Source organism: Streptomyces apricus, from assembly GCF_008369065.1.
In the GTDB taxonomy this organism is placed as follows: Bacteria; Actinomycetota; Actinomycetes; order Streptomycetales; family Streptomycetaceae; genus Streptomyces; species Streptomyces apricus.
Genome location: NZ_VDFC01000033.1, coordinates 74,870 through 88,902, shown reverse-complemented (window position 1 = coordinate 88,902; position 14,033 = coordinate 74,870). Strand labels below are relative to the sequence as shown.

The window sequence follows — 14,033 nt, the reverse complement described above, 5'->3', positions numbered from 1 at the left end:
GGGCGGGGCTGAGGCTTGCCCTGCCGGGCCCGCGCCGTTGTCCGGTGCGGGTCCGGTGGGGGCTGGTCGCGCAGTTCCCCGCGCCCCTTACGGGGCCACCTAGAGCTCCGTCACCTTGCCCGCTGTCACCTCCAGGCGGCGGGTCGTGTGGATCGCGTTCAGCATGCGGCGGTCGTGGGTGACCAGGAGGAGCGTGCCCCGGTAGGAGTCCAGGGCCGACTCCAGCTGCTCGATGGCCGGCAGGTCGAGGTGGTTGGTCGGCTCGTCCAGGACCAGGAGGTTGACGCCGCGGCCCTGGAGGAGCGCCAGGGCGGAGCGGGTGCGCTCGCCCGGGGAGAGGCTCGCCGCCGGGCGCAGCACGTGGTCCGCCTTGAGGCCGAACTTGGCCAGCAGCGTGCGGACCTCGGCCGGCTCGGTGTCGGGGACGGCCGCGCAGAACGCGTCGAGCAGCGCCTCCGTGCCGTGGAAGAGCTTGCGGGCCTGGTCGACCTCGCCGACGACCACGCCCGAGCCGAGCGCGGCATGGCCCGTGTCCAGGGGGATCCGGCCGAGCAGCGCGCCGAGCAGCGTGGACTTGCCCGCGCCGTTCGCGCCGGTGACGGCCACCCGGTCCGCCCAGTCGATCTGGAGCGAGGCCGGGCCGAAGGTGAAGTCGCCGCGCCGGACCTCGGCGTCGCGCAGGGTGGCGACCACGGAGCCCGACCGCGGGGCCGCCGCGATCTCCATCCGCAGCTCCCACTCCTTGCGCGGCTCGTCCACCACGTCGAGGCGCTCGATCATGCGCTGGGTCTGGCGGGCCTTCGCGGCCTGCTTCTCGCTGGCCTCGCTGCGGAACTTGCGGCCGATCTTGTCGTTGTCGTTGCTCACCTTGCGCCGGGCGTTCTTCACGCCCTTGTCCATCCAGGAACGCTGCATCTGGGCGCGGCCCTCCAGCGCGGACCGCTTGTCGGCGTACTCCTCGTACCCCTCGCGGGCGTGCCGGCGGGCCACCTCCCGCTCCTCCAGGTAGGCCTCGTAGCCGCCGCCGTACAGGGTGATCTGCTGCTGGGCCAGATCGAGTTCGAGGACCTTGGTGACCGTGCGGGTGAGGAACTCGCGGTCGTGGCTGACGACGACCGTGCCCGCGCGCAGCCCCGAGACGAAGCGCTCCAGGCGCTCCAGGCCGTCCAGGTCGAGGTCGTTGGTCGGCTCGTCGAGGAGGAAGACGTCGTAGCGGGACAGGAGCAGGGAGGCGAGTCCGGCGCGGGCCGCCTGGCCGCCGGAGAGGGAGGTCATCGGCTGGTCCAGGCCCACGGCGAGGCCGAGCGTCCCGGCGACCTCCTCGGCCCGCTCGTCGAGGTCGGCGCCGCCGAGCGCCAGCCAGCGCTCCAGGCTGTCCGCGTACGCGTCGTCCGCGCCCGGCGCCCCGTCGACGAGGGCCTGGGTGGCCTCGTCCATCACCCGCTGGGCCTCGGCCACGCCGGTGCGGCGCGCCAGGAACCCGCCGACGGTCTCGCCCGGGCGGCGCTCCGGCTCCTGGGGCAGGTGGCCGACGGCCGCGGTGGGCGGGGAGAGCCGCAGCTCGCCCTCGTCCGGCTTGTCGAGACCGGCGAGCAGCCGCAGCAGGGTGGACTTGCCCGCGCCGTTGGCGCCGACGAGACCGATCACGTCGCCGGGCGCGACGACGAGGTCGAGTTCGGCGAAGAGGGTGCGGTCGCCGTGGCCGGCGGCGAGGTTCTTGGCGACGAGGGTGGCAGTCATCAGGAGGCCGATCCTAATCGCCGGGCCCGGGCCCCCGCGCCGGGGTTTCCCCCGGACGCCGGTACGCCCGGCTCAGCGGGCCATCGCCTCCACCAGGACGCTTCCGGAGGTCCGCGCCACGATGAACGACTCCCCCTTGGTCGCCTTCTCGTCCAGCGCGAGCCGGTGGCGGCCCGCCTCCAGGACGCCGTCGAAGACCTCGTGCATGTGGGTGCGGTAGAGGCGGTCCAGGCGGTACGCGATCAGCCGGACCCGGCAGGGGGAGGTGACCTCGACGCCCGCCTCGCCGTCGGCGGCGACCAGCCGGGTCAGCCGGCGCTGCTCCCGCGGGCTGCGGTCCAGGGCGTTCTCCACCTGGGCGACCAGGAGCGGGACGATCGGCGCCAGCCCCTCGACGTACGCGACGTCGACCCCGGCGTCGTCGAAGGCCTGCCGTACGGCGGCACGTTCCTGCTCGCCGATGCCGCGGCCGAAGGCGACGGCGCCGTAGGTGCGCAGTTCGTCGGCGGGGATGCCGGCGGCGTCCCGGGKGATGTCGGCGCCGATGCCGATGATGCGCAGCGCGGCGGCGAGCTTGGCCAGGACGGCCGCCCGGGCGCCGATCAGCAGGACGCGGCGGCGCTCGCCCCCGGCGCCCGTGAGGGCCGTGGGGCCGGCGAGCAGGGAATGGAGGGCGGCGCGGTAGGTGTCGCCGCGGAAGAGGAAGGGGCCGATGCCGTGGTAGCCGTTGCGCTCCAGGTCGGGGAGGTCGCCGGTCTGCCAGGCGAAGTCGCGCCACACGAAGTCCTCGCCGTGCCGGTCGATCACGGCGGTCACGGCGCCGCAGGCGAGGTCCTCGCACTCCGGGCAGCCGTAGATGACGTACCGGCCGCCCGCCAGCGGAGGCTCGGCTTCCAGCAGCAGGCCGCGCACCTGGGCGGTGAAGATCGCCGGCGGTACGTCGGAGGCGAGGGGGGACACGGCGTCGAGGTCGGAGAGCTGGTACAGCAGCGGGCGGCCGTCGACGATGAAGTCCACGAAGTCCCGGTGCGCCTGGTAGTCACCGTTGGCCAGTACTCCACCGGCGCGCATCGCCGGTGCCAGGCCGAAGGTCGTGTACTCGGCAGACATGCTGTGAGTATTCCCGGATCGGGCGGACTCCGAGCACGGCATGACATATTCCGCTAACGTCCCCGCGTGACGGAAGATCGAAGCGGTGACGTGATCGTGGTCGGCAGCGGGGTCATAGGCCTCACGACGGCCGTGGTGCTCGCCGAGAGCGGCAGGCGCGTGCGGATCTGGACGCGGGAGCCCGCCGAGCGGACCACCTCGGCCGTCGCGGGTGCGCTGTGGTGGCCGTACGCCATCGAGCCGCAGGATCTCGCGCGGACGTGGGCGCTGCGCTCCCTGTCCGTCTACGAGGAGCTGGCGGCGCGGCCCGACGAGACGGGCGTACGCATGGTCGAGGGCGTCATGGGCGGGACGCTGATGGACGAGCACGCGCCGTGGGCCACCGCCAGGCTGCCGGGGCTGCGGGCGTCCACGGCGGACGAGTACGCGGGTCCGGGGCTGTGGGCGCGGCTGCCGCTGATCGACATGCCGGTGCACCTGGGGTGGCTGCGGGCGCGGTTCCTGCGGGCGGGCGGAGTGGTCGAGGAGCGCACCGTGACGGATCTCGGCGAGGCCCGGGCGCGGGCGGGGACCGTCGTCAACTGCACGGGGATCGGGGCGCGGGAGCTTCTCGGGGACACCGGGGTGCGGCCCGTGCGGGGGCAGTTGGTGGTCGTGGAGAACCCGGGGGTGCGGACGTGGCTGGTGTCGGAGGACGCGGAGGCCGGGACCACGACGTATCTCTTTCCGCAGCCCGGGGGGCTGGTGCTGGGTGGCRCCACCGAGGCGGACGCGTGGTCGCTGGAGCCGGATCCCGCGGTGGCGGCGGACATCGTGGCGCGGTGTGCGGCGTTGCGGCCGGAGGTCGCGGGGGCGCGGGTTCTTGGGCACCGGGTGGGGTTGCGGCCGTGCACAACTATGGGCATGGCGGGGCCGGGGTGACCGTGGCCTGGGGGTGTGCGGAGGTTGTTCTGGGGCTCGTTCCCCGGTAGCGGCCTGCGGCCGGCTTCCGGGGGCGCCCCGGGGGTTGCGCGTCGGGTGCGGGTGCGTCGTGGCTGGGCGCGCAGTTCCCCGCGCCCCTGAAAACCGAAGACAAAGGGCGCCCCCTGTCTGACGGAGGCGCCCCTGTTGTCTGTTGTGGGGTTACTTGTGGTCGTGGCCCAGGGGGTCGCCGTTCGTTTCCGTGCCGGGGCCGGGGCCGACCCGGATCTCGAAGTCGCCGTCGTACTTCTTGTGGCCCTCGATGACCGCCAGTTCCACGGCCTCCGAACCCATCTCGTTGCGGACGATGACCGGGTCACGGCGCAGGTCGCGCATGAGGGCGACGCACATGCCGATCATCACCAGGACGAAGGGCGCGGCGGCCAGGATGGTGAGGTTCTGCAGACCGGTGAGCGCGTCGCCCTCCGTGCCGACGAGCAGCATGATGGCGGCGACCGCTCCGGTCACCACGCCCCAGAAGATCACCACGAACCGGCCGGGTTCGAGGGCGCCCCGCTGCGAGAGCGTGCCCATCACGATGGACGCGGCGTCGGCGCCGGAGACGAAGAAGATGCCGACGAGGATCATCACGAGCAGGCTGGTGACCGTCGCGATGGGGAACTCCTGCAGGACTCCGAAGAGCTGGCCCTCGGGGGTCGACTCGCCGGCCAGCGCGCCGCCCTCCTTCAGCTTCATCGCCGAACCGCCGAAGATCGCGAACCAGACGAGGCTGACCATGCTGGGCACGAGGATGACGCCGCCGATGAACTGCCGGATGGTGCGGCCGCGGCTGATGCGGGCGATGAACATGCCGACGAAGGGCGTCCAGGAGATCCACCACGCCCAGTAGAAGACGGTCCAGCTGCCCAGCCAGTCGGCGACGCCCTTGCCGCCGCTGGCCTCGGTGCGGCCGGCGAGCTGCGTCAGGTCACCGAGGTAGGAGAAGATCGAGGTGGGCAGCAGGTCCAGGACGATGATCGTGGGGCCCGCGACGAACACGAACAGCGCGAGCGCCAGGGCGAGCACCATGTTGATGTTGGACAGCCACTGGATGCCCTTCTCCACGCCGGAGACCGCCGAGGCGACGAACGCCACGGTCAGCACGGCGATGATGGCGACGAGCAGGCCGTTGCTCACCTTGTCCAGCCAGTCCAGCTCCGTGAAGCCGGAGCCGATCTGCAGGGCGCCGAGCCCCAGCGAGGCCGCCGATCCGAAGATCGTGGCGATGATGGCGAGGATGTCGATCGCCCGGCCCGCCGAGCCGTTCGCGTGCTTCTCCCCGATGAGCGGGGTGAAGACCGCGCTGATGGTCTGGCGCCGGCGCTTGCGGTAGGCGCTGTAGGCGATGGCGAGGCCGACCACCGCGTAGATCGCCCAGGGGTGCAGCGTCCAGTGGAAGAGGGTGGTGGCCATCGCCGTCTCCATGCGTTCCGCGGAGTCGGCGGGCGCGGTGCCCGGCGGGGGCGTCGAGTAGTGCGAGAGCGGTTCGCTGACGCCGTAGAACATGAGGCCGATGCCCATGCCGGCGCTGAACATCATCGCCACCCAGGAGACGGTGCGGAACTCGGGCTCCTCGCCCTCCGCGCCCAGGTGGATCCTTCCGTAGCGGCTGATCGCGAGCCACAGGGCGAACACCACGAAGCCCGAGGCGGCGAGCATGAACGCCCAGCCGCCGTTGTGGATCAGCCCGTTGAGCATGGTCGAGGAGGCGTCCTCCAGGGAGTCGGTGGCCACCGATCCCCAGATCACGAACGCCACGGTGAGCGCGGCGGTGACGCCGAACACCACGCGGTCCGTCCGGGGGCGCGCCGAGCCGTCGGGCGTGTTCGCCGGATCGCCCCGGCCTCCTCTGTCTTTCAGATCTTCGGTCATCGGCGGCACCTTCCCTGAAAACGGCTGGTCACACATTCCTGATGATGTGCCTAGGACCTACCACAGGTGCCGCCGATTCCGACCGCCTCAGCAGCGGGTGTCGGGCTCCCCGACCGTCAGGTGGTACGGGGCCCGCTCGTCGAGCAGCAGCGGGACGAGGGCGCGCAGGGACTGGCGCAGCGGTACGACGGCGCCGCCGGCGGCCGGGTCCCGTCGCGCCGCGACGCCGTGCAGGGCCAGTTCGTCCCCGACGTCCGCGTACTGGTCCGCCGTCAGCCGGTAGGCGCAGGGCGGGTCGGCGAGGGTCTCGGACGGTTCGGCCGGGTCGTTGTCGGCGCCTCCCGTGTAGACCGGTCCGGTGTCCCGGTAGCCGGCCGACCGGGCCGCCGACGTGGCCGCCCCGAGCCGGCCGCGCCGCTCGTCCGCGAAGTCGAACAGGCCCGTCAGAGCCGCCAGTTGGGAGCGGACCCGGCGGCGGTTGTTGAGGGCCGCGTCGGCCTTCTCGGCGTCCGTCAGGGGGTCGACGCGGCTCTCTATGAGCAGCCCCACGCCGTGCTTGACGCCGGTCATGTTGCGCAGGATCCGCTCCTGTCCGTCGCCCGCCACCTGCTGGATCGGTTCGCCGGTCACCGGGTCGGTCCAGATGCCGTACGTGCCGGTCGAGAAGCCGGCCGCCCCGGCGGCGGGCCGCACGTACGCCCGGGACAGGGTCCGTGCCTCGTCGTGCACGGCCGGGTGGGTGTTGAGGTTGCGCGGCCAGAGGTCGAAGAGGTCCTTGTCGTAGTACGGGGGTGTGGCCCCGTACTCGTGCAGGTCGTAGACCACGTCGGGCCTGCGGTCGCGGACGACGGCGGCCAGGGCGCGGGCCTCCGCCGTCCGCAGCGCGAGGTGGTCGCGGTTGATGTCGACGCCGTCGCTGTTGCCGCGGGTGTCGGCGGCCCGGCCGTCCGGGTTGGCGGTGGGCACGACGAGCAGCGAGGTGCGGTCCAGGAAGCGCCGGGTGCCCGCGTCCTTCGCGAAGGCGAGGTCGCGGACGGTGGTGAGGCAGGCCTCCCGGCCCGACGGTTCGTCACCGTGCTGGCTGCAGACGAGCAGCACGGTGGTGGCCGCGCGCGGGTTGCCGACCCGTACGAGCTGGAGGGGGCGGTCCTGCTTCGTGGTGCCGATCCGGGTGAGCGACACTCGGTCGCCCGCCCGGTCGACCGCGGCGAGGAAGGCCTGCTCCTCCGGCTGACTCGTCCAGCGGGCTCCGCCGCTCTCCTCGAACCCGGTGCGGGGCGGCCGTTCGGCCGCCTGGGCGGGCGCGGTCAGGAGAGGGGCGGCGAGCACCGCCGCCGTCAGGGCGAGGGCCGCGGTACGCCCCGCGGCCGCCGCCCGCGCCACCGGTCGTGCCGTCCGTCGCGTCATCGGCTGCCCCCTCCGGGGACGCGGTGGGTGGTGCGGGGCGCGTCGACGCCGTCGAGGAGCGCGCCGGGTACGGCGTACGAGGACCCCGAGGCGGCGCGGGCGAAGGCGGCGGTGCCTCCCACGAGCGGCACGCGGGCCGACGTGCGGGACAGGTCGAGCGTGAGCGTCGGGCTGGTCGACGGCGGGTCGATGAGGCCCTGGTCGGTGCCCGCGACGATCAGCGCGAGCCGGTGGCCCTTGGGGACGACGTGGTCGCTCGCATGCAGGTCGAGGGTGATCGTGTAGCGCCTGCCCGGGGTGAGCGGCTCGCCCTTCGTCGCGGAGGAGTGGTCGCCGAGGTCGGCCCAGCCGCGGCTGAACACGGTGTGCTCGACGTCCGTGGTGCGGGCCGCGGTCTCCCGGAAGCAGGAGCTGTCACCGGTGGTGCTCGGTCCCCAGCAGGTGCGCTCGGTGAGCGTCGTGATGCCCTCGCCCGCGGCGGAGTAGTCACGGATCGTGTCGGGGCCGAGGTCGACGAGGACCGCGGACAGATGGGCGCTTGTCGTGGTGGGCGTGGCGGTGACGGTGACCTTGGAGGAGCCGGAGAGGCGGACGTCACGGGTGAGCGGCCCGGTGGTGAAGCCGGCCTTCGCGGACGTGGACCGGTCGATCTCGGCCGCCCAGTCGCTCTCGTCCTGGCCCGGGTCGTCGGTGAAGGTCTCGGTGCCCTTCCCGGTACGCAGTCCGAGGGTGCCGACGCCCGCCTGCCCGCCCTTGGCCGGGCGCAGGGTCACGGTGTCCGTGGCGCGCGGCGGCCAGACGTCGGAGGTGACCCAGCGGTCGGGGGCGCGCTCGATGTCGGCCATCGGCTCGTCGTCGACGCCGTTGTCGTAGCCGAGGAGTTCGTGGTCGAACCAGCGGTGCAGCGTGTCGGCCCAGGCGGCGCGGCGGAAGTCGAAGGGGTCGACGTGGCCGGTCTGGGAGAGCCAGATCTTGCGGTCGACGCCGTTCTTCGCGAGGCCGTCCCACCACTGGCCGAAGTGCTTCGGGCGGACGTTGAGGTCCTGCATGCCGTGGATGACGAACACGCTGGCGTCGACCTTGCGGACGTCCTTCACGTAGTCGCGCTCGGTCCAGAACGTCGTCCAGTCTCCGGTGCGCGGGGCGCCGTCGACGATCTTCTGCTGGACGGCGGCGCACCTGGCGCGGGCCTCGGGGCTCTCGACGTAGTCGGACAGCCACTCCGGGCCGGAGTCGTAGAGGGGGGCGCCCTGGGCGAAGTAGTAGTCGTACCAGGAGGAGATGGCCGCTATCGGGACGATCGTCTCCAGGCCCTCCACGCCGGTGGCGGCGACGCCGTTGGCGATGGTGCCGTCGTAGCTCTTGCCGATCATGCCGGTCCTGCCGTTGGTCCAGCCGGCCCCGGCCCTGGTGTCCCCGGTGCGGGAGGTGTAGCCCTTGCCGCGGCCGTTGAGCCAGTCGACGACGGCCTTGGCGGACTGCACGTCGGAGCGGCCGCCCACGTCCACGCAGCCGTCGGAGCGGTTGGTGCCGGCGAGGTCGACGGCCACGAAGGCGTAGCCGCGCGGCACGAAGTAGTTGTCGTAGTACAGCGGCATCTGGACGACGTCGCCGTCGGCGTCGTACGTCTTGCGCTGGCTCTCGTTGCCGCGGCCGCAGCAGGAGTAGTAGGGGCTGGCGTCCATGATCACGGGAACTTTGCGGCCCTGCTGGGCGGGTTCGCGCGGGCGCACGATGTCGACGGCGACGCGGTCGTTCCTCCCGTCGGCGTCTCCGTCGAGGCCGGTGTCCACCCAGACGGACTCGCGGATCGCGGTGTCGTAGGAGTAGACCGGGGTGCTCTCCCGCGGAGCGCTGTGGGCGACGGCCGGGGTGAGGAGCGTGGCCATGAGGACGGCGGTGGCCGCCGTCGCGAGCGATCTCCAGGTGAAGGGGCGCAGGTGGCGCGCAGGTGTCCGCATGCGCGGAAGGTACTCCGGTCAACTCCTGTGCAAAAGAGGGCCCATCGGGGTGGGCTGGTGCCGGTGCGTTGTCCGTGCGGGTTGTGTGGGGCTGGTCGCGCCCACGCGGCGGAGCCGCAGATCGACACAGCCCCGCGCCCCTGAAGGGCCCCGCCGGGGCCCTGGCCGGGCGCGTCCGGGGATCTTTCACAAGTCGGGTGAGACAGCAATACTGTTTCACCGCAGCAGGTGGTGGGGCCGGTACGGAGGAGCGGGTATGGCGACGGACATCGAGGGGGCGACGCTCACCGTCGACGAGCTGGCCGCGCGGGCGGGGGTGACCGTGCGGACGGTCCGGTTCTACAGCACCAAGGGTCTGTTGCCGCCGCCCGTCATCGGACCGCGCCGGGTCGGGCACTACGGCCAGGACCACCTGGCGCGGCTCGCGCTCATCGAGGAACTGCAGCAGCAGGGGATGACGCTGGCCGGGATCGAGCGCTACCTGCAGCAGCTGCCGGACGGGCTCAGCGCCCAGGACCTGGCCATCCACCGGGCGGTGGTCGCCTCCTGGGCACCGGACGCCGCCGAGGAGCTGGACCGGGCCGAGCTGGAGCGCCGGGCGGGGCGGCCGCTCGGCGCGGAGGACCTGGACCGGCTCGCCGCGATGGGGGTCCTGCGGGAGGCGGCCGGACCGGACGCGTACCGCGTGGACCTGGGACTGCTGCGGCTCGGCATCCGGCTGCTCGACGTGCCGATCGCGCACGAGTCGATCCTCGCCGCGCGCACGGTCATGGTGAAGCACACCCGCGCGGCGGCCCGCGAACTCTCCCTGCTGTTCCGCGCCGAGGTCTCCGGGCACGAGTCGGTCGAGGCCGTGAAGGACCTGTCGGCCCACATGCAGCCGCTCGTGGTGCAGGCCCTGCTGACGACCTTCCAGCGCTCGCTGAACGAGGAGCTGCGGGAGTGGCTCACCGGCCCCTGAGCGGTACGGGGTGCCTCACAGGTAGGCCGAGCCGCCCGCCACGTTGAGGGTCTGGCCGGTCAGGAAGCCGCTGCCCTCGTCGACCACGTACAGCAGGGTCGAGACCAGGTCGGGCGGCTCCTGCGTCCTGGGCACGGCCTGCCGCGCGCGGACGTGCTCGAAGCCGCCGCCGGCACCGACCGTGCGCTCGGCGGTCTCCGTGCGGACCATGCTCGGCGCGATCGCGTTGACGGTGATGCCGTACGGGCCGAGCGCCGAGGCGAGCGCCCGGGTGAAGCCGATCAGCCCGGCCTTCGAGGCGGTGTACGCCACCATCGTGGGCGGGGCCGTCAGGACGGCGGCCGAGGCGATGTTCACGATCCGGCCCCAGCCCGCCGCCTTCAGGTGCGGCAGCACCGCGCGGGCCATCAGGAACGGCGCCTCCAGGTTGACGCGCATGACCCGCCGCCACTCCTCGGGCGAGGTGTCCTCGAAGGGGAGGGAGGGGTAGACACCCGCATTGTTGACCAGGACGTGCAGGGTGCCGAACCGGTCGATCACCTGCTCCAGCGCCCCGCGGATCTGCGCCTCGTCCGTGACGTCGGCGACCAGTTCCACGTAGTCCAGGATGCGGTCGGCCGTCCTGCTCTGCGGAACGAGGTCGAGTCCCGCCACCCGGTACCCGCGGGCCGCGAGCGCGACGGCGAACTCCTGCCCGAGGCCCTGTGCCGCGCCGGTCACCAGGGCGGTACGCGTCTCCATGCGGTGAGAGTGTGCGCAAGGGGCGGACGGGCGGCAAGGGGGCGTTTCCGGTCTCCGGAACGCCCTGCGGACCGGGGCCTGTTCCATTTGTCGGAACGGCCGTGTTGCCGCCCGCGTCCGGCGGGCCGACGCTGCGGGAGCCCGGCCGGAGCCCTCCGGCCGCCAGCCCGTCCGGGAGCCGTGCCCGATGACCGAGACCGACCGTGCCGTGGACGACGCCGGGCACGCCCGCGCACAGGGCGGAGGCGGACGGCGGTTCGGGCTGCCCCCGCGCCGGCCGGGAGCGCGCCGGCCGGGGGCGAACCGGCCGCGGACGGGCCGGTCCTGGGCGGGCCGTCCCGCACCGCGGTGGCTGCCCGACGAGCTCGGTGTCCTGTTCGTCCTCGCACTCCTCGTCGCCGGCATCGGCGTCCCGTACCCGGACTTCCTCGACGGCGACAACCTGCTCACCACCGCGCACAACTCCGTCTACATCTCGCTGATGGCCTGCGGCATGGTCTTCGCGCTGGCCATGCGCGAGGTCGACCTGTCGGTCGGCGGCAGCTACGCGATGTGCCTGGTCGTCGGCGCGCTGCTGATCCGGGAGGGCGCGCCGCCCTGGTCGGCGGTGCCGGTGGTGCTGCTCACCGGGATCGCGCTGGGCGTGTTCAACGCCCTGGTCACCACCGTGCTGGCGCTGCCGTCGTTCATCGTCACACTGGGCACCCTGCTGCTGTTCCGGGGCGTCGGGCTCGCGCTCGCCGACGGGAAGCAGATCACCGACCTGCCGCTGGACGACTCGTTCTTCACCCTCGCCGGCGGCGACGCGGGCGGGGTGCCGTTCGCGCTGTGGGTGCTGCTCGCGGTGGCGGCCGGGCTCACGGTGGTGCTCGCCCGCACCCGGTTCGGGGCGCGGGTGCGGGCGGTCGGGTCCAATCCGGACGCCGCGGTGTTCAGCGGCATCCCCGTCGTGCGCACGCGCGTGCAGGCCCTCGCGCTGTCCGGTCTCACCACGGCGTGCGCGGCGGTCCTCGCGCTCGCCTACTACGGCGCCGGGGACCCCACCCTCGGCCAGGGCTACGAGCTGCAGGCCATCGCCGCCTGCATCATCGGCGGCACCCCGCTGGCGGGCGGGCGCGGCTCGGTCGTCGGGGCGGTGGCCGGCGCGATGATCCTGGCCGTCGTCGCCTCCGGCCTCGTGTTCTTCGAAGTGCCCATCAACTGGACGTCGTTCGCCACCGGTGGGGTGATCCTCGTCGCGGTCGCGGCGGACAGCGCCCTGCGCCGCCGGGGACGCCGCCGGCCGTGACGTCCCCGCACCCTGGAGGCCGTGATGCACCCCCGATCCCGTACCCTGTCCGGCGCCCTCGGCGCGCTGGTCCTCCTCTGCGCCACCGGCTGCGGCAGCGGTGACGGCGGCTCCGGCGACGGAAGCGGCGGGAGCGGCCGGCGGCTCGACATGGGCATCGCGGTGGCCAACATCAGCCTCAACTTCGCGCACGAGATGGTGCTCGGCGCGGAGAGCGCCGCCGACCGGGCGGGGAAGGTGGACTTCAAGGCCGTCGGACCGCCCAACACGGACGGCCCCGCCGAGGTCCAGCTCTTCCAGAATCTCACCGCGCGCGCGAAGGACGGCGTCGTCCTGGAGAACCTGGACCCGCCGATCTTCACCCGGCCCGCCGCCCGCGCCGTGGACAAGGGGATACCGGTCGTGGCCCTGGACACCGCGCCGACCGACGGCAGCAAGGTCACCTTCTACGTGGGCAACGACAACTACGCGCTCGGCGAGCTGATGGCGAAGGAGGCGCTGGAGCGGCTGGGCGACGACCCGCGGGGGGAGGTCGTCGTCGGGGTGCCCAACCCCGGGACGCCGGTGCTCGACAACCGCGCCGCGGGCATCGCCGACACCTTCGCGAAGGAGGCGCCGGGCGTGAAGGTGCTGGGACCCTTCCAGACGTACAGCGATCCCGGTCAGAACCACAGCTCCTGGGCCTCGCAGGTCGCCGCGCACCCGCAGGCCCTCGCCTTCCTCGGCGTCGGGGACGCGGACAGCTACAACCTCGCGAAGATCAAGAAGGAGAAGGGCGGGAAGTGGCTGACGGCCGGCTTCGACGTCGACCCCAAGACGCTCGACGCGGTGAAGGACGGCTCGAACTTCGTCACCGTCGACCCGCAGCACTTCCTCAAGGGCTACCTGTCCACGGCGATGCTGATCGAGTCGGTGCGTGAGAACGACGGGAAGCTGCCCGACGGCTGGTTCCTCTCCCCCGGCGGTGTCGTGGACTCCTCGAACATCGACGAGGTGATCGCCCGGCAGAAGTCGCCGGCGGCCGCGTACCGGTGGTACGAACCCGTGATCGACGAGCTGCTCGGCGACCAGGAGGCACAGCTCAAGCCCCTGAAGGACGCCCGCTGACATGGACGGCGACGACCTGCTGAGCGCATGGGACCTGGTCAAGTCGTACGGCGGGGTGCGGGCCCTGGACGGGGTGGACATCCGGCTGCGCGGCGGCGAGGTGCACGCGCTGGTCGGGGAGAACGGGGCCGGCAAGTCGACCCTCGTGCGCATCCTGTCGGGGTCCCTGGCGCCGGACGGCGGAACGGTACGGCTGGCCGAGCGGGCGCGGGCGGGCGGGATCGCCGTCGTGTCGCAGGAGCTGAGCCTGTTCCCCGACCTGTCGGTCCGGGAGAACCTGTTCCCCCGGCACCCGCCGCGCCGTTTCGGGCTGCTCGACCGCGGTGCGACGGACCGGGCGGCCCGGCCGGTCCTCGCCGAGCTGGGGCTCGACGTCGACACCGGCACCCCCGTCGGCGAACTCCCTCTCGCCGACCAGCAGTTGACGGAGATCGCGCGGGCCCTGCTGCGCCGGCCGCGCGTACTGGTCCTCGACGAGCCCACGTCCGCGCTGCCGGCCGCCGCCGTGGACCGCCTCGAACGGGTCCTGCGCACCCTCACCGGACGGGGCATCGCGGTCCTGTACGTCACCCACTTCCTGCGGGAGGTGACGCGTCTCGCCCAGCGCGTGACCGTCCTGCGCGACGGACGGGTCACCCTGGCCGGTGTGCGGGGCGCGGAGGTCGGCGTACCGGACCTGGTGAGGGCGATGCTGGGCGCCGCGCCACCGCCTCCGGTACGCCGTGGACGCACGCCGGTCCAGGGACCGCCGCCGGTCGTGCTGGCCGGGGTGTGCGTCCCGGGCCGGCTGACGGACGTCACGTTCGCCGTGCGCGCGGGTGAGGTGGTGGGCGTCGCGGGCCTGCAGGGGGCGGGCCACCTCGACGCGCTGGCGGTGGTGTGCGGG

At 73.1% G+C, this 14,033-nt stretch carries 10 protein-coding genes and 1 pseudogene; 5 read left to right on the top strand and 6 right to left on the bottom strand.

What is annotated here, in order from left to right; all coding sequences use genetic code 11:
* Positions 1-99: 99 nt before the first annotated feature.
* A complete protein-coding gene (locus FGF04_RS11370; protein WP_149511163.1) occupies positions 100-1,740 on the bottom strand; it encodes an ABC-F family ATP-binding cassette domain-containing protein in 1,641 nt (546 codons plus the stop codon).
* A gap of 72 nt (positions 1,741-1,812) precedes the next feature.
* A complete protein-coding gene (locus tag FGF04_RS11365) occupies positions 1,813-2,850 on the bottom strand; it encodes an oxidoreductase (RefSeq protein ID WP_149511162.1) in 1,038 nt (345 codons plus the stop codon).
* A 66-nt stretch (positions 2,851-2,916) separates the two neighbouring features.
* On the opposite strand from FGF04_RS11365, the pseudogene FGF04_RS11360 reads away from it, so the two are divergent.
* Positions 2,917-3,821 (top strand): annotated as a pseudogene (locus FGF04_RS11360) (FAD-dependent oxidoreductase).
* A gap of 151 nt (positions 3,822-3,972) precedes the next feature.
* On the opposite strand, the gene FGF04_RS11355 reads toward FGF04_RS11360, so the two are convergent.
* From FGF04_RS11355 to FGF04_RS11345, 3 genes are all read right to left on the bottom strand, one after another.
* The gene (locus FGF04_RS11355) at positions 3,973-5,682 is read right to left on the bottom strand and encodes a BCCT family transporter (protein WP_149511161.1); all 1,710 of its coding nucleotides are present in this window, start codon (positions 5,680-5,682) and stop codon (positions 3,973-3,975) included.
* An 87-nt stretch (positions 5,683-5,769) separates the two neighbouring features.
* Complete coding sequence (locus FGF04_RS11350; protein ID WP_149511160.1) at positions 5,770-7,089, bottom strand: M14 family metallopeptidase; 1,320 nt, start codon at positions 7,087-7,089, stop codon at positions 5,770-5,772.
* Positions 7,086-9,050 carry a Xaa-Pro dipeptidyl-peptidase gene (locus tag FGF04_RS11345; RefSeq protein ID WP_149511159.1) on the bottom strand — a complete coding sequence of 655 codons (1,965 nt, stop codon included), beginning with the start codon at positions 9,048-9,050 and terminating at the stop codon, positions 7,086-7,088. The genes FGF04_RS11350 and FGF04_RS11345 overlap by 4 nt, the downstream gene beginning before the upstream one ends.
* Before the next feature lie 256 nt (positions 9,051-9,306).
* Here FGF04_RS11345 and FGF04_RS11340 point away from each other — a divergent pair, with 256 nt between their 5' ends.
* Positions 9,307-10,011 carry a MerR family transcriptional regulator gene (locus FGF04_RS11340; protein WP_149511158.1) on the top strand — a complete coding sequence of 235 codons (705 nt, stop codon included), beginning with the start codon at positions 9,307-9,309 and terminating at the stop codon, positions 10,009-10,011.
* A 15-nt stretch (positions 10,012-10,026) separates the two neighbouring features.
* On the opposite strand, the gene FGF04_RS11335 is transcribed toward FGF04_RS11340, so the two are convergent.
* Positions 10,027-10,752, bottom strand: a complete 726-nt coding sequence (locus FGF04_RS11335; RefSeq protein WP_149511157.1) for an SDR family NAD(P)-dependent oxidoreductase — start codon at positions 10,750-10,752, stop codon at positions 10,027-10,029.
* Between the two features lie 187 nt (positions 10,753-10,939).
* Here FGF04_RS11335 and FGF04_RS11330 point away from each other — a divergent pair, with 187 nt between their 5' ends.
* The 3 genes from FGF04_RS11330 to FGF04_RS11320 all read left to right on the top strand — a co-directional run.
* The gene (locus FGF04_RS11330; RefSeq protein ID WP_149511156.1) at positions 10,940-12,040 is read left to right on the top strand and encodes an ABC transporter permease; all 1,101 of its coding nucleotides are present in this window, start codon (positions 10,940-10,942) and stop codon (positions 12,038-12,040) included.
* Positions 12,041-12,064: 24 nt separating this feature from the next.
* Positions 12,065-13,147 carry a sugar ABC transporter substrate-binding protein gene (locus FGF04_RS11325; RefSeq protein ID WP_149511220.1) on the top strand — a complete coding sequence of 361 codons (1,083 nt, stop codon included), beginning with the start codon at positions 12,065-12,067 and terminating at the stop codon, positions 13,145-13,147.
* 1 nt (position 13,148) lies between these two features.
* Positions 13,149-14,033: ATP-binding cassette domain-containing protein (locus FGF04_RS11320; protein ID WP_149511219.1), on the top strand; the 885-nt coding region annotated here is incomplete at its 3' end.